14 protein-coding genes are annotated in these 16,747 nt (G+C 70.0%); 11 read left to right on the top strand and 3 right to left on the bottom strand.

Annotation, left to right across the window (positions count from 1 at the left end):
• The first annotated feature begins 320 nt into the window (after positions 1–320).
• The 6 genes from HZF19_RS04020 (at position 321) to HZF19_RS03995 (ending at position 7,375) form a co-directional block, all read left to right on the top strand.
• A complete protein-coding gene (locus tag HZF19_RS04020; protein WP_208027452.1) occupies positions 321–641 on the top strand; it encodes a hypothetical protein in 321 nt (106 codons plus the stop codon).
• 83 nt (positions 642–724) lie between these two features.
• Complete coding sequence (locus HZF19_RS04015; RefSeq protein ID WP_208027451.1) at positions 725–1,906, top strand: acyl-CoA dehydrogenase; 1,182 nt, start codon at positions 725–727, stop codon at positions 1,904–1,906.
• A gap of 6 nt (positions 1,907–1,912) precedes the next feature.
• Positions 1,913–2,887, top strand: a complete 975-nt coding sequence (locus tag HZF19_RS04010) for an acyl-CoA dehydrogenase family protein (protein ID WP_208027450.1) — start codon at positions 1,913–1,915, stop codon at positions 2,885–2,887.
• 89 nt (positions 2,888–2,976) lie between these two features.
• The gene (locus tag HZF19_RS04005; RefSeq protein ID WP_208027449.1) at positions 2,977–5,247 is read left to right on the top strand and encodes an RCC1 domain-containing protein; all 2,271 of its coding nucleotides are present in this window, start codon (positions 2,977–2,979) and stop codon (positions 5,245–5,247) included.
• A 55-nt stretch (positions 5,248–5,302) separates the two neighbouring features.
• A complete protein-coding gene (locus tag HZF19_RS04000; RefSeq protein ID WP_208027448.1) occupies positions 5,303–5,746 on the top strand; it encodes a DUF983 domain-containing protein in 444 nt (147 codons plus the stop codon).
• Positions 5,747–5,761: 15 nt separating this feature from the next.
• Positions 5,762–7,375, top strand: coding sequence for an AMP-binding protein (locus HZF19_RS03995; protein WP_208027447.1), 1,614 nt, complete (start codon positions 5,762–5,764; stop codon positions 7,373–7,375).
• Between the two features lie 252 nt (positions 7,376–7,627).
• On the opposite strand, the gene HZF19_RS03990 is transcribed toward HZF19_RS03995, so the two are convergent.
• Positions 7,628–8,818 carry a cytochrome P450 gene (locus HZF19_RS03990; RefSeq protein WP_208027446.1) on the bottom strand — a complete coding sequence of 397 codons (1,191 nt, stop codon included), beginning with the start codon at positions 8,816–8,818 and terminating at the stop codon, positions 7,628–7,630.
• Between the two features lie 129 nt (positions 8,819–8,947).
• On the opposite strand from HZF19_RS03990, the gene HZF19_RS03985 reads away from it, so the two are divergent.
• A complete protein-coding gene (locus tag HZF19_RS03985) occupies positions 8,948–10,222 on the top strand; it encodes an amidohydrolase family protein (RefSeq protein ID WP_208027445.1) in 1,275 nt (424 codons plus the stop codon).
• 6 nt (positions 10,223–10,228) lie between these two features.
• Here HZF19_RS03985 and HZF19_RS03980 read toward each other — a convergent pair whose 3' ends face one another.
• The gene (locus HZF19_RS03980; protein WP_208027444.1) at positions 10,229–10,765 is read right to left on the bottom strand and encodes a protease inhibitor I42 family protein; all 537 of its coding nucleotides are present in this window, start codon (positions 10,763–10,765) and stop codon (positions 10,229–10,231) included.
• 67 nt (positions 10,766–10,832) lie between these two features.
• On the opposite strand from HZF19_RS03980, the gene HZF19_RS03975 reads away from it, so the two are divergent.
• Positions 10,833–12,062, top strand: coding sequence for an acyl-CoA dehydrogenase family protein (locus tag HZF19_RS03975; RefSeq protein ID WP_208027443.1), 1,230 nt, complete (start codon positions 10,833–10,835; stop codon positions 12,060–12,062).
• Positions 12,063–12,188: 126 nt separating this feature from the next.
• Entirely contained in the window at positions 12,189–12,605 is a 417-nt protein-coding gene (locus tag HZF19_RS03970) for a PH domain-containing protein (protein ID WP_208027442.1), read from the top strand.
• A 27-nt stretch (positions 12,606–12,632) separates the two neighbouring features.
• Here HZF19_RS03970 and HZF19_RS03965 read toward each other — a convergent pair whose 3' ends face one another.
• A complete protein-coding gene (locus tag HZF19_RS03965) occupies positions 12,633–14,183 on the bottom strand; it encodes an acyl-CoA synthetase (protein WP_208027441.1) in 1,551 nt (516 codons plus the stop codon).
• A 176-nt stretch (positions 14,184–14,359) separates the two neighbouring features.
• On the opposite strand from HZF19_RS03965, the gene HZF19_RS03960 reads away from it, so the two are divergent.
• Complete coding sequence (locus tag HZF19_RS03960; protein ID WP_208027440.1) at positions 14,360–15,445, top strand: Zn-dependent alcohol dehydrogenase; 1,086 nt, start codon at positions 14,360–14,362, stop codon at positions 15,443–15,445.
• A 133-nt stretch (positions 15,446–15,578) separates the two neighbouring features.
• Entirely contained in the window at positions 15,579–16,685 is a 1,107-nt protein-coding gene (locus tag HZF19_RS03955; RefSeq protein WP_208027439.1) for a glycoside hydrolase family 43 protein, read from the top strand.
• The last annotated feature ends 62 nt before the right edge of the window (positions 16,686–16,747 follow it).

The raw sequence follows: 16,747 nt of genomic DNA, 5'->3' as shown, positions 1-16,747 counted from the left end.
ATGCGGTGGGTTGGGTGGCGAGCACGGGTGAGGCGGGGGATCTGGGGGTGTTGGAGCGTTCGTCGAGCGTGCCGGTGCGGGTGGTGGAGGTGCAGGCCGTCATCCGCTGAGCAAGCTGCGCAGCGCCCAGTTCACCCACGTCTTCGATCGCCCGGGCACGCTCACGATCAACCTGGCCTCGGGCGATGCGAAGGGCCTGCCGTCAGATCGGCCGGTCGGCGTGAGCCTGTGCCGGGCGCCCGCGCCCAGCCCGGTCACGGATGTGGCACAGCTCGGTGCGTCGGTGGCGTCCGCCACCGACGCCTTGGGCTCTCGGTGACGTGCGCGTCTACGAGGGAACCGGCGGTACTAGCGCCGGCAAGCTGATCCTGCCGGTGACGCTGTCGTCCACGGCGGTGGCCGAGACCACCGTGGCCAGCGTGTACGCCGGGACGGCCGACGGGTCGGACCTGCGCCTGCTCACCAAGCCGAAGCGCATCACGTTCCGGCCGGGCACCTGGAAGAAGGCCGTGTCGATGCTCTTGTACCCAGACGCGGTGATCGAGCCGGACGAGACGATCACCGTGGTGCTCAGCGATCCCAGCTCAGGATTGGTGATCGCCCGCAGCGTGGGGACCGGCACGATCGCCAACGACGACTGATCCGCCGCGCTCGGTTCCTCCCTCGCTCCACCACGATCTAACGTGACGTCAGATCCGAGCGAGCACGAGGAGCCGAGCACCCGGTGGATCTCCGCTACACGGAAGCCGAGCAGCAGTTCCGCAAGGAGCTGCGGGAGTGGTTGGCCGAGGCGCTCCCCACTCTGCCCCCCAAGCCGGCTCCCGACGACTGGCCCGCCCGCCGGGCCTACGACACGGGCTGGCAGCGGATGCTCCACGATGCCGGTTACGCGGGCATCAACTGGCCCAAGGAGTACGGCGGGCGGGGGGCCACGCTCACCGAGCAGCTCATCTACCTCGAGGAGACCACCCTCGCCGGCGCGCCCTACATCGGGGTGAACTTCGTCGGCCTGCTGCACTGCGGCCCGACGATCATGGCGGAGGGCACCGACGAGCAGAAGCGCGAGCACCTGCCACGCATCCTGCGGGGCGAGGAGGTCTGGTGCCAGGGTTTCTCCGAGCCCGGCGCGGGGTCGGATCTCGCCTCCCTGTCGTGCCGGGCGGTGCGTGACGGCGACGAGTACGTCATCACCGGCCAGAAGATCTGGACCTCCTTCGCCCAGGTGGCCGACTACTGCGAGCTGCTGGTGCGCACCGACCCGGGCTCCAAGCACCGGGGCATCACCTGGTTGATCTGCCCCATGGACACGCCCGGCATCGAGATCCGCGAGATCCGCACCATCGTCGGTTCCAGCGAGTTCAGCGAGGTGTTCTTCGACGGCGCCCGGGTGCCGGTGGCCAACCGGGTGGGGGAGGAGAACGACGGTTGGCGGGTGGCGATGGTGACGTTCAGCTTCGAGCGAGGTACCGGGTTCATCTCGGACCTGGTGGAGACCAACCGGATGATCTCCGAGCTGGCCGCGCTGGCCCGCAAGGTCACCCGCCGCTCGGCCACGGCGTGGGACGACGTGGCCATCCGCCGCGAGATCGGCCACCTGCAAGCCGAGATGGACGCCCTGTGGGCCATGACCAAGCGCAACCTGGCCCAAGCGGAGCGCCACGGCATCCCCGGCCCCGCCAGCTCGGTGGTGAAGGTGTACTACTCGGAGCTGTTCCAGCGCCTGACCGATCTGGCCATGCGGGTGCTCGATCGGGCCTCGCTGAGCCGTGACGACCTGGGCGGTCTACCCAGTGGCGTGTTCGTGGAGGAACGACTCCGCTCCACCTCGTTCACCATCGCCGCCGGTACCAGCCAGATCCAACGCAACATCATCGCCGAGCGCATCCTCGGCCTCCCCAAGGGGTGATCGCCGATGGACTTCGAGCTCTCCGACGACCAGATGGCCCTCCAGGAGGGGGTGCGCAACTTCTGCGAGGGCCGGGTGCCGATGCAGGTGATCCGTGTCCTCGCCGACGGCGGCGCGCTCGACCGGGACCTGTGGCGTGAGCTGGCGGACATGGGGGTGTTCTCCCTGCGGCTCCCCGAAGCCGACGGGGGGGTGGGGCTCGGTTGGGCCGATGCGGTCCTGGTGTTCGAGGAGCTAGGTCGGGCGCTGGTGCCCGGACCGCTGGTGTGGACCCATCTCGCCGCCGGTCTGGTGCCGGGGGCGGCGTCGGGCGAGACCGTGGTGGGGGGCATCGAGCGCGACGACCCCTCCCGTCTGGTCGAGCACCTCGGGTCGCTCGATGTCGTGCTGATCGTCGACGCGGAGGGGGTCTGGCAGGTCGACGCCGGCGCACTCGCCAGCCGGGAGATCGCGCACCCCCTCGATCCGCTCACCCCCGTGCGGGAGCTCACCGAGCCCTTGCCCCAGGGCGACCGGCTGGCAGGGCCTGACACGGCTGCGCAGCTACGTGAGCAGGGTGCGGCACTGGTCGCTGGTCTCCTCCTGGGCGTCGCCGAAGCAGCGACCGACCTGGCGGTGACCTATGCCCGCGAGCGGGTCCAGTTCGACAAGCCGATCGGTGCGTTTCAGGCGGTCAAGCACCTCCTCGCCGATATGTTCACCCGGGTCGAGGTGGCCCGCGGGGCGGTCTACGCCGCCGGGGTGACCCTCGACGACCCCGCGGTCGGCTCCGTCGAGCGCGCGGTGGCCGCGGCGAAGCTGACCGCCGCAGAGGCGGCGATCGGGAACGGCAAGAGCTGCATCCAGGTGCACGGCGGGATGGGGTACACCTGGGAGGTCGACGCGCACCTCTACTTCAAACGGGCCTACGCGCTGGAGCCCGCGTTCGGCGGCATCGACGCCTGTGCCGACACCATGGCGGACCTGCTCGCTTCGACGTGACACGGGCGCGGCGCGATCGGCACGTCCGTGTGTCGATGGTCGCGTGCGCGGCCCTGGCGTGCCTGGGCGCGCTGGGGTGCCCACCGGCGATGAGGCTGGTGAGCGCCGAGGCCGCCCCGGGCCTCGTTGGCACTGCCGGCGCGGTCGACCTGCGCTCCCCGCTCGCCTCCCTCGCCGCGCCTCCCGGGACCTTCTTCGGGACCACCCCGACCCGGGTGCTGGATTCCCGTGACGGCACGGGCGGGTTCTCGACTCCGTGGGGTGCGGGTCAGGGTCGGGAGGTGGTGGTGCGGGGCGGGTCGACGCCGGTGCCGAACCCGGCGACGGCGGTGGTGTTGAACGTGACCGTGACCGAACCCTCGGCGAGCAGCTTCGTGACCGTGTGGCCGGCGGGCCGGCCGCGGCCGCTGGCGTCGAACCTCAACGTGGCGGGGGGCCAGACGGTGGCGAACCTGGTGGTGGTAGCGGTCGGGGCCGGCGGCAAGGTAGCGATCTACAACAACCAGGGCACGGTGCACGTGATCGCGGACGTGGTCGGCTACTTCGCGCCTGGCAGCGGCGGGCGTCTCACGGGGGTGACGCCGAAGCGGCTGCTGGACTCCCGTGACGGCACGGGCGGCTTCTCGACCCCGTGGGGGCCGGGCCAGACCCGCACGCTCACCGTCCGGGGTGGCGCCACCTCGGTGCCCGCGGACGCCACCGCGGTGGTGCTCAACGTCACCGCCACCCAACCCAGCGCCAGCAGCTACCTCACCGTGTGGCCCTCGGGGGGGCTGCGCCCGCTGGCGTCGAACCTCAACGTCACCGCCGGGCGTACGGCTCCCAACCTGGTCACCGTCGCCGTCGGCGCCTCCGGGCAGGTGGCGATCTACAACAACCACGGCACGGTGCACGTGATCGCGGACGTCGTGGGTTACTACGCGCCGAGCACCGGAGGCGTGCTCACGGGCGTGACCCCGACCCGGGTGCTGGACTCCCGGGACGGCACGGGTGGGTTCTCGACCCCGTGGGGTGCGGGCCAGGTTCGCGAGCTGGTGGTGCGGGGCGGCTCCGCGCCAGTGCCAGAGTGGGCGACGGCGGTGGTGTTGAACGTGACCGTGACCCAGCCCTCGGCGAGCAGCTTCGTGACCGTATGGCCGGCGGGCCAGGCACGGCCGCTGGCTTCGAACCTGAACGTCGTAGGGGGCCAGACGGTGGCGAACCTGGTGGTGGTGGCGGTCGGGGCCGGCGGCAAGGTGGCGCTCTACAACAACCAGGGCAGCGCGCACCTGATAGCGGACGTCGTGGCGTACCACCGCCAGCCGGGTGCGCCCCTGGAGGGCGTGTCGGCGATCGCCGCCGGTGGCAGCACGTGCGCGTTGCTCGCCACCGGGGGGCTGCGCTGCTGGGGCGCGAACGGGTTCGGCCAACTTGGTGACGGCACCACCGTCGATGCGCCCGGCGCGGTGCCGGTGGCGGGCGCCGGCGACTCGGGCTCCCTCGCCGTCGGCCTCCACCACGCCTGTGCAGTCCGAGGCGACGGCCAGGTGGCCTGCTGGGGTTCGAATCAGTTCGGCCAGCTCGGCGACGAGGACTACGGCGAGGCGTCGGTCGCCCCGGTGCCGGTTCCCGGGCTGAGCGGTGCGGTGCGGGTCGCCGCCGGTCACTGGCACACCTGCGCCCTGGTGGCAGGCGGAGAGGTGTGGTGCTGGGGAGCGAACCACATGGGCCAGCTCGGCGACGGCACCCCCGACCAGCCTTCAGGCCCGGTGGCGGTGGTAGGCCTCGGTGGTGCCACCGCGGTGGCAGCCGGGGCGGCCCACTCGTGCGCGGTGGCGTCCGGCGAGGTCTGGTGCTGGGGCGGCAACTACACCGGCCAGCTCGGCGACGGCACCTTCGAGGACGCCGCCGCCCCGGTGCGGGTCGAGGGCATCAGCGATGCGGTCGACGTCAGCCTGGGCGCGGATTCGAGCTGCGCGCTGCTCGCCACCGGCGAGGTCCGATGCTGGGGGGCGAACAACGTGGGCCAGCTCGGCGACGGCACCCGAGAGGCGTCGACGTTGCCGACCACCGTGGTGGGGGTATCCGGCGCCACCGCAATCGACAGCGGCCCGTCCCACACCTGCGCCCTGGTTGGTGGCGGCGAGTTGCGGTGCTGGGGCCGCAACGACCAGGGACAGCTCGGTGACGGCACGACCGCGACTTCACTGGTGGCGGTGGCCGTGCCCGGGATCGTGGGAGCCACCGGCGTCGCTGTGGGCAGCTCCCGCACGTGCGCGCTGGTAGGTGGGTGGGTGGGCTGCTGGGGTGCCCCTCTGCTCGGTGACGGCACCACCCAGGGCTCCACCGCGCCCGTGGTGGTCGAGCAGGCCGCACCGTGACCTGGGCCGGGCCGTCGAGGTGCCATCGCGATGTAGGCGGCCCACAATGGCCCGCATGGCATTGCCGGTCTCCACCATGTTGCGGCGGGGACTCGTCCGCCACTGCCCGGTGTGCAACGAGGGGCATCTCTTCGTGCACTGGGTGCGGATGGTGCCCGCCTGCCCGCGCTGCGGGCTGCGGTTCCGGCGGGTGCCCGGCCATTGGCTCGGCTCGTGGTTCATCAACATCTGCGTCGTGCAGACCGCGGTGGTGCTGGTCCTGCTGATCGGGGTCGGCTTGACGTATCCCGATCCGCCCATGGTGCCGATCACCGCCGCGACGGTGCTGACTGCGCTGGTGGCCCCGTTCCTGTTCTTCCCGTTCTCGCGAACGCTGTGGTCGGCCATCGACCTGGCCATGCGGCCACTCGAGTTCGACGACGGGGTGGCGCCGGGTTTCGAGCTGGAGCCTGACGCCGAACGCTTGCGCCGGGAGCAGGAAGGCCGGGGTGGCCCGTAGCTAGAGTGCCAGCCCATGGCAGGGGCGGCGTGGACCACCGGTGAGCAGCACACGCTGGTCGAGGTGCTCGATGCACGGCTCGAGCAGGATCCGCACGGGCCGTTCCTCGACCTCGCCGGCCAGGCGTTCACGGCTGCCGAGTTGGCCGACGCCGCCGGCCGGCTCGCCGCCAGCCTGGGCGAGCTGGGGGTGGAGCGTGGCGATCGGGTGGCCTCGCTGTTGGAGAACGGGCCGGCCAGCGTGGTGACCGTGTTCGCGGCGGCCCGCCTCGGGGCGGTGTCGGTGCCGATCAACACCGCCTACAAGGGCGAGTTCCTCACCCACCAGCTCGCCGACTCGGGAGCGCGGGCACTCATCGTGCAGGGCGATCTGGCCCAGCGGGCGGCGGAGGTCGCCGGCGGCCTGCCCGAGCTGCGGGCGGTGATCGTGGAGGGCGAGCCCGCCGCCGAGATCACCGGCGTGCCCCAGCACGACCTCTCGACGCTGCTCGATCGGGCGGGTGGTACGCCCCGGGTGGAGGTGCGCCCGGCCGATCTGGCCACGTTCATCTACACCGCCGGCACCACCGGTCCTTCGAAGGGCTGCATGCTGAGCCACAACTACGTGGTGAACCTGGCGGCCCAGATCGCTCGCACCTGGGGCCGGCGCCCGGAGGACGTGGTGTGGACGCCGCTGCCGATGTTCCACCTCAACGCACTGGCCACCGCGGTGGTGGGAACCCTGCTGCTCGGTGGACGATCGGCGATCGCCCGGAAGTTCTCCGTCTCGGGGTTCTGGGACGACATTGCCCGCACCGGCGGCACCATCGCCTCACTACTCGGCACGCTCGCGGTGCTGATCGCGAACGACGAGCGGGAGCATCCCGCCGCCCAGGGCACCACCTTGCGGTTGGTCGCCGCGGCTCCGATGCCACCGGACATCTCGGCCCGATTCGCGACCCGCTGGGGGGTGGAGACCTTCAGCGCGGGCTACGGGGTGACCGAGGCGTCGTTGATCTCCTCACTGCCCGCCGGCGAGGTGAACCCGCCGGGCGCGGCGGGCAGGCCCAACGACGTGGAGTTCGAGGTGCTGCTCGTCGACGACGACGACAACCCGGTCCCGACCGGTGAGATCGGCGAGATCGTCTGCCGGCCGCGCCGGCCCCACGTCATGTTCGAGGGCTACTGGGGCCGCCCGGAAGCCACCGTCGCCGCCAGCCGCAACTGGTGGTTCCACACCGGCGACTTCGGGCGGCTCGACGAGGACGGGTTCCTCTATTTCGTGGACCGCAAGAAGGACTACCTGCGCCGCCGGGGGGAGAACATCTCGAGCTTCGAGATGGAGAAGATCTTCCTCGGCCACGAGGATGTGGTCGACGTGGCGGTGCACTCGGTACCGAGCCCCCTCGGTGAGGACGACGTCAAGGTCACCGCGGTGCTGCAACCGGGCTCGACGCTCACCGAGGAGGCGCTGTGCCGCTGGGCCGTCGAGCGGGTGCCGTACTTCGCCGTGCCCCGCTACATCGAGTTCCGCCACGAGCTGCCCCGCAACCCCGTGGGCCGGGTACTGAAGTACCAGCTGCGCGAGGAAGGGGTGACGCCCACCACCTGGGACGCCGAGGCGGTTGGCGTCACCTTCGAGAAGCGCTGACCTCCCTCCTCCTGTTCTCCTGCGAACTGTTCATGAGATCGCGGCCGTGGGCCGCGCCGGGCTGAACAGTTCCGGTTCTCCTGCGAACTGTTCATGAGATCGCGGCCGTGGGCCGCGCCGGGCTGAACAGTTCCGGTTCTCCTGCGAACTGTTCATGAGATCGCGGCCGTGGGCCGCGCCGGGCTGAACAGTTCGAGGGGTGCGGGCGGCTCAAGCGGTGCGGGCGGCACGATGGCTCAGGCGGGGAAGGGGTCAGGCGGGGCGGAAGGTGAGCGGCATGCGGGCATAGCCGCGCACGTTGCCGGAGTGGATCCGCTCCATGCCCCCCTCATCGACCTCGTAGTCCAGCATCCGCTCGTGGAGGTGTTCGAGGGCGATGCGCATCTCCAGCCGAGCGAGCGCCGCGCCGAGGCACACGTGGATGCCGTGACCGAAGCCGAGATGGCGATTGAGGCCCTCGCGGTCGATGTCGAACACGTCCGGACGGTCCCACACCCGGGGGTCCCGGTTGGCCGACCCGAGCAGCAGCAGCACCTTGCTCCCTTCCCGCATGGTCACGTCGTGAAGGGTGTGGTCCCGGGTGAGGGTGCGGGCCATGAGTTGGGTCGACCCTTCGTAGCGCAGGGTCTCCTCGACCGCATCGGGGATCCGCGACGGGTCATCCAGCAGCTTCTGCCGCTCGGCCGGGTTGCGCCACAGCCAGTACACGGCATTACCGATGAGCTTCGTGGTGGTCTCGTTGCCGGCGATGATCAACAGGAGCAGGAAGCCCACCACGTCCCGGTCGCCGAGCCGTTCCCCGTCGAGCGACGCCTCGAGCAGGGCGCTGGTGAGGTCATCACCGGGACGGGCCCGCTTCGCGGTCACCATCGCGCTCAGGTACTCGTAGAGCCGTGCCCCGGCCTCGATTCCCCGGTCGGTCATCTCGGGCTGGCCTTCATCCCGGTGGATCATGTCGTCGGTCCAGCCCCGGAGCATGTCTTGGTCGTCGGGTGGGACTCCGAGCATGGTCGAGATCACGTCCATGGGCAGCTTCGCCGAGTAGTCGCCGATGAGGTCGCAGCGGCCCTCGGGCACGAGAGGGTCGAGGTACTTGGCGGACAGCGCCCGGATGCTCGGCTCCAGGTCGGCGACCCGCCGGGGGGTGAAGACCCGGCTCACCAGCCGGCGCATCGCCGTGTGCTCGGGCGGGTCCATCGTGAGCATCATCGGAAGGGGGCTCTTGGGCTCGAGGGTGATCCCGTACCGATTGCAGAACGTCTCGTGGTCGTGCAGGGCGGCCAGCACGTCGTCGTAGCGGGAGAGGGCGTAGAAGCCGAGCTTACGGTTCTCGTAGACCGGTGCCTCCTCCCGCAGTCGCTCGTAGAAGGGGAAGGGGTCGTCGTGAACCTCGTGCGCGTACGGATTGAACTCCACTGGTGTGGTCGTCGACGCCCCGGCCATGACGGGCCCCTCCCTGGTCGTCCGCCGTCCGGCTCGACCCGCTGGTCTCTGAACGGCGGTTCAGATAATGTGAACCGTGCTTCAGAGTAGACGATCGCCGTCCGGGGCACACGCCCGAGGGGAGGACCGATGCGGGCTGACGACATGATCCTGGTGAGCGTCGACGACCACGTGGTCGAGCCGCCCGGCCTCTTCGACGGGCGCATGCCGGCCAAGTACGCGGACCGGGCGCCTCGGGTGCGCCGGAAGCGCAGCGGGGTCGACGTGTGGACCTTCGAGGGCCAGGACATCGCCAACCTGGCCATCAACGCGGTCGCCGGGCGACCCCGCGAGGAGTACGGCATCGACCCCACGTCCTTCGAGCAGATCCGCCCCGGCTGCTACGACGTGCACGAGCGGATCAAGGACATGAACGCCGCGGGCATCCTCGGGTCCATGTGTTTCCCGTCGTTCCCGGGGTTCGCCGGGCGCCTGTTCGCCAGCGTGGACGACAAGGACTTCGCCCTCGCCACCCTCCAGGCCTACAACGACTGGCACATCGAGGACTGGTGCGGCGCCTACCCGGGCCGGTTCATGCCGCTGGCCCTGCCGGCTCTGTGGAGTGCGGAGGAGACGGCCAAGGAGGTCTACCGGGTGGCTGAGAAGGGCTGCTTCGCCATGACCTTCCCCGAGAATCCGGCGGTGCTCGGCTACCCGAGCCTCCACACCGACTACTGGGATCCCTTCTGGCAGGCGTGCAGCGACACGGGCACCGTGCCTTGCATGCACATCGGCTCGTCGTCGCAGCTCGTCGTGACCTCCGACGACGCTCCGGTGGAGGTCATGATCACCCTCCAGCCCCTCAACCTGGTGCAGTGCGCCACCGATCTGGTGTGGTCGGGCATCTTCTTGCGATTTCCGCAGCTCAAGGTGGCGTTGAGCGAGGGCGGCATCGGGTGGATCCCTTACTTCCTCGAGCGCATCGATCGCACGTACGACCGTCATCGGGCGTGGACCGGTCAGGACCTGAAGGGCAAGCTGCCCAGCGAGCTGTTCCGAGAGCACGTCATCACCTGCTTCATCGACGACCCGGTCGGGGTGAAGCTGCGCGACCAGGTCGGTCTCGACATGATCACCTGGGAGTGCGACTACCCCCATTCCGACACCGCATGGCCCGACGCCGCGGAGGCGCTCGAGGCTGAGCTGGCCGGGCTGAGCGACGAAGAGATCGACAAGATCACCCACCTCAACGCGATGCGGCTGTTCTCCTACGACCCGTTCTCGGTCCGGCCCCGTGAGCACTGCACGGTCGGGGCGCTCAAGGCCGAAGCGGGGGATCACGACGTGTCCATCAAGCCCAGCGGACAGACGATGTCGCAGGGCGCGGTCACCGCGGCCGCGGTGCAGGCCAAGGCCACCGCCTGAGCTGGCCTATCGCCGTCGGGTCGAGGTCGTCGAGGGCGTCGTGGTGGTCGCCGTCTCCGGCGCGGGCGGTGCTTCGCCGGTGGCGGTGACGGTCACGGAGAACCGGGCGGTCCGGCCGGCGGGATCGGGGTTGCCGTCGCTGCCCACGTAGCGCAGCTCGACGGTGGCGGCCCCCTCGCGGCGGGCGGCGAAGGAGATCACCTCGGCGTCTCCGTCACCGGGCAGTGCCGTCGTGCCGGTCAGCAGCTCATTGCCCAGCGGCGCCAGCACGTCCGGATCGGGTTGCCCCACCAGCTGCCAGCGGAAGCCCGCCGAGTGCTCGGCGGGCAGGAGGATGCCGAACCGGGCTCCCACGGCCACCACGATCGGCTGCTCGGGGTCGGTGAACACCGGGAAGGCCCGAGGGTCGCCCCCGTCCGCGCCGGCGATCGTCGTCGCTCCGGCGCTGGCGGTGGGGCCGGCACTCGGGGCTTCCGATCCCGAGCAGCCCGCGAGCAGCGCGGCCAGTGCGATCACCGCGATCGTGGCTCGGCGGCAGGACATCCCTGCACCCTATGCGGCCCTCGTGCCTCCTTCGCACCGCGACGAGAACACGTTCTAGAGTCCCCGCGTGGACTTCGACGACACGCCGGAGGAAGCCGCGTTCCGCCGGGAGGTGCGGGCGTTCCTCGAGGCCCATGCCCGGCGCAAGACCGGCACCGACGCCGACTGGTCCCGGGGAGGCGTCTCGGAGGACCCGGAGCGAGCCGCCGCCTACCTGGAGCGCTGCCGGGCCTGGCAGCGCACCCTCTTCGATAACGGCTGGGCCGGCATCACCTGGCCGAAGGAGTACGGCGGGCGGGGCGGCACGCCGGCGGAGAGCATCATCTTCAACCAGGAGGCCTCGCAGTTCGACGTCACCACGGGCTTCATCGGCGCGGCTCAGCAGCTCGTCGGCCCGCCGCTGCTGCGGTTCGGTACCGAGGAGCAGAAGGCCCGCTACATCCCGTCGATGTTGAAGGGCGACGAGCTGTGGTGCCAGCTCTTCAGCGAGCCCGGCGCGGGTTCCGATCTGGCGGCGTTGGCGACCAGGGCGGTGCGGGACGGCGACGAATGGGTGGTCACCGGCCAGAAGGTGTGGACCTCCGAGGCCCAGCACGCCGATTTCGGCATCCTGCTCGCTCGCACGGACCCCGACGCTCCGAAGCACAAGGGCATCACCTTCTTCATCGTCGACATGCACTCGCCGGGCATCGAGATCCGCCCGCTGGTGCAGGCCACTGGCCTGTCGCACTTCAACGAGGTGTTCCTGACCGACGTCCGTATTCCTGCCGGCAACGTCGTGGGCGAGGTGAACGGGGGCTGGGCGGTGGCTCGCACCACCCTGGCGAGCGAGGCGGGGATGATCGGCGGTGCCGGCCAGACCACCACCTTCCAGGCGGTCCTTGAGCTGGCCCGGGCGTGCGGGCGGACCGGCGACCCGATCGTGCGGCAGGGCCTCGCCGACGTGTACACCCGTGAGCGCATCCTCAAGTTCCACCAGATGCGTATGCAGACCGCGATCATGCATCGCCGGGGCTCGCCGCCGGACCCGTCGGTCCTCAAGAACTTCTTCACCCAGTCGCTCTCGAAGCGGGTCGACCTGGCGATCGCGCTGGAGGGCGCCCACGGGATGTTGGCCAGCGCCGATGCCCCCCAGGACGGGTTCTGGCAGAAGCAGCACATGGCGCAGTTCTCGGCCCGCATCGGAGGTGGCACCAACGAGGTGCACCGGAACATGATCGGCGAGCGAGCGCTCGGCCTCCCCCCGGAGCCACGCGACGACAAGGACGTGCCCTGGCGCGACTTGCCCAAGTCCTGACCGGAACCCGCCCTGCCTGACCGGGCCCGTGGAGACCAGGCGCCTCCGCAGCGTTCGAGTACCACGGGCTCGACGGTTCGTGGCGCCGCGGGTGGTTTCCCCGGCGGTCGCTGCGACAATGGTCGGGTGACGTCGACCCCGAGCCGCTACCGGCTACGCATGTCCTCCTTGCGCCGGGCGCTCACGACGCTGCTGCTCTCGCTGATCGCCACCCTGTTCTTCGTGCCGGGGGTGCTGGCGTCGCCGCTCGGGGGCTGGTGGCGACTGATGAGTGCAGTGGGGCTGGTGCTTTCGATCGTGGGGCTGCGCATCGTGCTCGGGCCGGTCATCGTGGTTCGCGACGAGGGCCTGCGCATCCAGCGCAACTGGCCGCTCCGCCGAGACATCCCGTGGTACCGGATCTACCAGGTCGACGTGATTCCGGGCTTCTGGAACCTCGAGATCGAGCTCAACTCGGGTGAGCGGATCTCACTGCCCTGCGTGGACGACGTGGACCGGCTCTACGAAGAGCTCGAACGCCACCGCAGCGAGATCGACGCCTGAGCGGCCACGATCGGGTCGCCGGTCCGCTCAGATCTTGGCGTCGCGGCCTTCCCAGTAGGGGTCCCGAAGCTTGCGCTTGTAGAGCTTGCCGTTGGGGTCTCGGGGCAGCTCGGCCATGAAGTCGATCGTCTTGGGACGCTTGAACTTCGCCAGCCGGTCCTCGCAGAACGCGAGGATCTCGTCCCGCAGCTCGTCGCTCGGCTCGACCCCTTCCGCTGGCTGCACCACCGCCTTGATCTCCTCACCCCAGTCGGGGTGCGGGATCCCGAACACCGCCACATCCGCGATCTTGGGGAAGGTGAGCAGCTCGCCTTCGATCTCGGCTGGGTAGATGTTCACCCCACCCGAGATGATCATGTCGCTCTTGCGATCCTTGAGGAACAGGTAGCCGTCCTCGTCCAGCAGGCCCCAGTCGCCCACGGTGAAGAAGCCGTCGCGCCGGTTGTCCTCGGTCTTGCGCTTGTCGCCCTTGTACTCGAAGTTCGCCTGGGCGAGGGACATGTACACGGTGCCCTCGGTGTTGGGTGGGACCTGGTTGCCGTCGTCGTCGAGGATGCGGATCTCTGAGCCGGCCCAGGCCTTGCCCACGCTGCCCGGCTTGGCCAACCACTCCTGGGCGGTGATGATGGTCCCACCGCCCTCGGTGGCCGCGTAGTACTCCATGACCGCGTCGCCCCACCACTCGATCATCCGGCGTTTGATGTCGGGCGGGCAGGGCGCGGCCGCGTGCACCATGCAGCGCAGCGACGACACGTCGTAGCGGTTCCGGATCTCCTCGGGCAGGGCGAGCAGCCGGTGGAACTGGGTCGGCACCATGTGCGACGTGGTGACCTTGTGGCGCTCGATGAGCTCGAGCATGCCTTCCGGGGTCCACTTGTCCATGAGGACCACCTTGTGGCCCATGTGCATCGAGTTGGCCGTCCACATGAGCACGGCCGTGTGGTAGAGGGGCGAGCCGGTGATGTGGACGTTGTCGTCAAAGGGCTGCACCCCGAACATCCCCTGGAACCCCGCGTAGAGCTCGCCGAGGACGTCGGGGTCGATGTCGACCAGTGCCCGCTTCACACCCTTGGGGCGGCCGGTGGTGCCGGACGTGTAGTGCATCGGCGCGCCGGCGACGCGGTCTTCGGGGTTGGTGGTGGGCTGGCCCTCGAGCAACTCACTCCAGGGCCGCAGCCCTTCGATCGTACCGACCGCGAAGCAGTGGGCCGGGTCGAGGGTGATTTCGGTCATGGCCTTGCGGATCTCGTCCGCGTACTTGGCGCTGGCCACGAACACCTTCGCCTCGCTGTCGTTGACGATGTAGGCGATCTCGGGCCCGACGAGGTGGTGGTTGATCGGCGTCAGGTACAGGCCGATCTGCATCGCCCCGAGGTAGAGCTGGATCATCTCCAAGCCGTTGGGCAGCACACAGGCCACGGTGTCGCCCCGCTCGAGGCCCTGGGCGCGCAGCCCGTGGCTCACCTGGTTGGCCGCGGCGAGCAGCTCGCCGGCGGTGTGTTCGACGCCGTCGGGCGTGACGAGCGCCACCCGGTCCGGATCGCTCTGCGCCAGCTTCCAGAACCCCAGCTCGGCCATGTCCTTCGTCCCCTTCAGCCGTATCTGACGAACCATCAGGTTAGAACGCGTTCTCGTCGATCTGCCACCGACCGCCCGGGCGGCCGGGCCCGACGCGGTGGCTGGTGGCCTGGTTGACCGGGCGACGGTGGGTCAGGGAGGATCGCGGCCTCATCACTTCGTCCAAGGGGGACCACATGCGCGCTGCGGTGCTACGCGAGATCGGTGGCGAGACACTCGAGATCGTCGATGACGTGACGGTGGGCGAGCTCGGCCCGACCGATGTCAAGGTCGACATCAAGGCCACCGGCGTCTGCCATTCGGACCTGCACGCGATGAAGGGTGACCTGCCCCAAGGCGCGCCGTTCGTGCCGGGCCACGAGGGCGCCGGTGTGGTGTCGGAGGTCGGCTCGGCCGTGACGAGGTTGAGCGTGGGTGACCACGTCGTCGTGGCGTGGTCCCCGCCGTGCGGGCAGTGTGTGGCCTGCGTCGACCAGAAGAGCCCGCATCTGTGCATCATGATCCAGTTCGCCATCGCGGGGGTGCCCCGCTTCAAGGAGGGTGGCACGGACCTGTTCGGCATGGCGGGCACGGGCACCTTCGCCGAGCAGCTCATCGTCCCCCAGGAAGCCGCCATCAAGATCGATGACGACGTGCCCTTCGAGATCGCCTCACTGATCGGCTGCGGGGTCACCACCGGCGTGGGCGCGGCGATCAACACCGCCAAGGTGGAACCCGGCTCGACCTGTGTGGTGTTCGGCTGCGGTGGCGTGGGCATCTCGGTGATCCAGGGCTGCCGAGTGGCGGGCGCGGCGGCGATCGTCGCGGTCGACCTCAACGACGAGAAGCTCGAGATGGCCAAGCGTTTCGGTGCCACCCACTCGGTGAAGCCCGACGGTCTCGACGCGCTGAAGGGTGAGGTCACCGGCATGGCCGGGGGCTTCGACTACGCCTTCGAAGCGATCGGCCTTCCCCAGACCGTGCGCGCCGCCTACGACGCCGTGCGCCGCGGTGGCACGGCGATCGTGGTCGGGGTCGGCAACATGGGCCAGACCGTCGAGTTCAACATGTTCGAGCTGTTCTTCCAGGAGAAGACGCTCAAGGGCAGCTACTACGGCTCCGCGGATGTCCGCTCGGACTTCAACCGTTTCCTGCGGCTCTGGAAGGCGGGCAAGCTCGACCTCGAGGGGATGATCAGCCAGCGCATCACGCTGGACGACGTCAACGACGCCATCCAGAAGATGAAGCGGGGCGAGGTCATCCGCTCGGTCATCGAGCTGTGAGCCGGGTGCACTGATCGAGCCCGCGGCGGCGTTTCCTGCTCGCTCGCGCGCGGCGAGCGCGTTGGGCGCGGTCATGTTCACGGCCCTCGCGCTGCTGGCGCCCTCCTGCGCGGGACCGCGTACCCCGGCTCAGGTGCATCCTGGCCAGCAACCGCCCACCAAGGGACCGAGCACCGAGGCGGAGCGGCAGGGTACGCCGGTTCGCCTGGGCACCGTCGAAGGCCTGCTGATCGGGACGCCGATCTACGACGGCGACTTCGCCGACCCCTTCGTGCTGGCGCAGGACGGCACGGCGTTCGCGTACGCCACCAACACGGTCGACGCCAACGTCCCCGTGCTGCAATGGATCGCGCAGGACTCGGGCCGGTACCTCGGTGACGCTCTCCCCGAGCTTCCCGCCTGGACCAGCAAGGGCCTGGTCTGGGCGCCGGCCGTCTGGGCGCGACCCGACGGCACGTACGTCCTCTACTACACCACGGTCGACAACGCCTCGAAGAAGCAGTGCCTCTCCCGGGCGACGGCGAGCAATCCCGCCGGGCCGTTCACCGACGGCTCGGCTGCCGCGTTCGTCTGCCCGCTCGAGCTGGGTGGGGCGATCGACCCCGGCATCTTCGTCACCCCCGATGGCGTGGTGCACCTGCTCTACAAGAACGACGGCAACTGCTGCGGGCTCCCCACCTCGATCTGGTCGGTACCGCTGTCCAGCGATGGCCTCAGCCCGGCGGGCGAGCCCACCCGGCTCATCACCGCCGACCAGCCGTGGGAGGGCGGGCTGATCGAGGGCCCCTCGATGGTCAGCGACGGCGGCACCTTCTATCTCTTCTACTCGGCCAATGCCTGGAACACCGCCCACTACGCCATCGGCTACGCCATCTGCCAGTCGCTACAAGGGCCGTGCACCAAGCCTCAGCAGACTCCCTGGATGGACTCGACGACCTTCGCCAAGGGGCCGGGCGGCGAGGAGTTCTTCTCCACGCCCTCCGGCGTGTGGATGGTGTATCACGGGTGGGCGCAGGGGCAGGTGGGAGCACCGGATGCCGAGCGGCGGCTCTACCTCGACGGGCTGACGGTCGAAGCCGGTACCCCCGAGCGCATCGGCCGCGAGGTGGCCGAGGCGGCTCTGGCCCGGGTCCTGGTGCCCGTCGCGCTGGCGGTTGCGGCGCTGGCGGCGCTGGCTTGGTGGGGGATGCACCGGCGTCGCCGTGGGCGGCGAGGCGAAGGTCCGCTCCGGGCCGGATGAGTCGGTTCGCAACCAAACGAGAACGTGTTCTAGTCTGCTGGGGTCCGTGCCGCACGAGGGGG

The sequence above is a fragment of the Rhabdothermincola sediminis genome, assembly GCF_014805525.1.
Taxonomy (GTDB): domain Bacteria; phylum Actinomycetota; class Acidimicrobiia; order Acidimicrobiales; family Acidimicrobilacustridaceae; genus Rhabdothermincola; species Rhabdothermincola sediminis.
Note: the sequence above shows the minus strand (reverse complement) of the source record. Positions and strands in the feature narration are given on the sequence as shown.

What these genes read in the sequence shown, in the direction of transcription:
- HZF19_RS03990 (WP_208027446.1), bottom strand. Translation starts at nt 8,818, where the DNA reads ATGGCCGGGGCGTCGACGACCACACCAGTGGAGTTCAATCCGTACGCG.
- HZF19_RS04000 (WP_208027448.1), top strand. Translation starts at nt 5,303, where the DNA reads ATGGCATTGCCGGTCTCCACCATGTTGCGGCGGGGACTCGTCCGCCAC.
- HZF19_RS03960 (WP_208027440.1), top strand. Translation starts at nt 14,360, where the DNA reads ATGCGCGCTGCGGTGCTACGCGAGATCGGTGGCGAGACACTCGAGATC.
- HZF19_RS03965 (WP_208027441.1), bottom strand. Translation starts at nt 14,183, where the DNA reads ATGGCCGAGCTGGGGTTCTGGAAGCTGGCGCAGAGCGATCCGGACCGG.
- HZF19_RS04010 (WP_208027450.1), top strand. Translation starts at nt 1,913, where the DNA reads ATGGACTTCGAGCTCTCCGACGACCAGATGGCCCTCCAGGAGGGGGTG.
- HZF19_RS03995 (WP_208027447.1), top strand. Translation starts at nt 5,762, where the DNA reads ATGGCAGGGGCGGCGTGGACCACCGGTGAGCAGCACACGCTGGTCGAG.
- HZF19_RS04005 (WP_208027449.1), top strand. Translation starts at nt 2,977, where the DNA reads ATGAGGCTGGTGAGCGCCGAGGCCGCCCCGGGCCTCGTTGGCACTGCC.
- HZF19_RS03980 (WP_208027444.1), bottom strand. Translation starts at nt 10,765, where the DNA reads ATGTCCTGCCGCCGAGCCACGATCGCGGTGATCGCACTGGCCGCGCTG.
- HZF19_RS03985 (WP_208027445.1), top strand. Translation starts at nt 8,948, where the DNA reads ATGCGGGCTGACGACATGATCCTGGTGAGCGTCGACGACCACGTGGTC.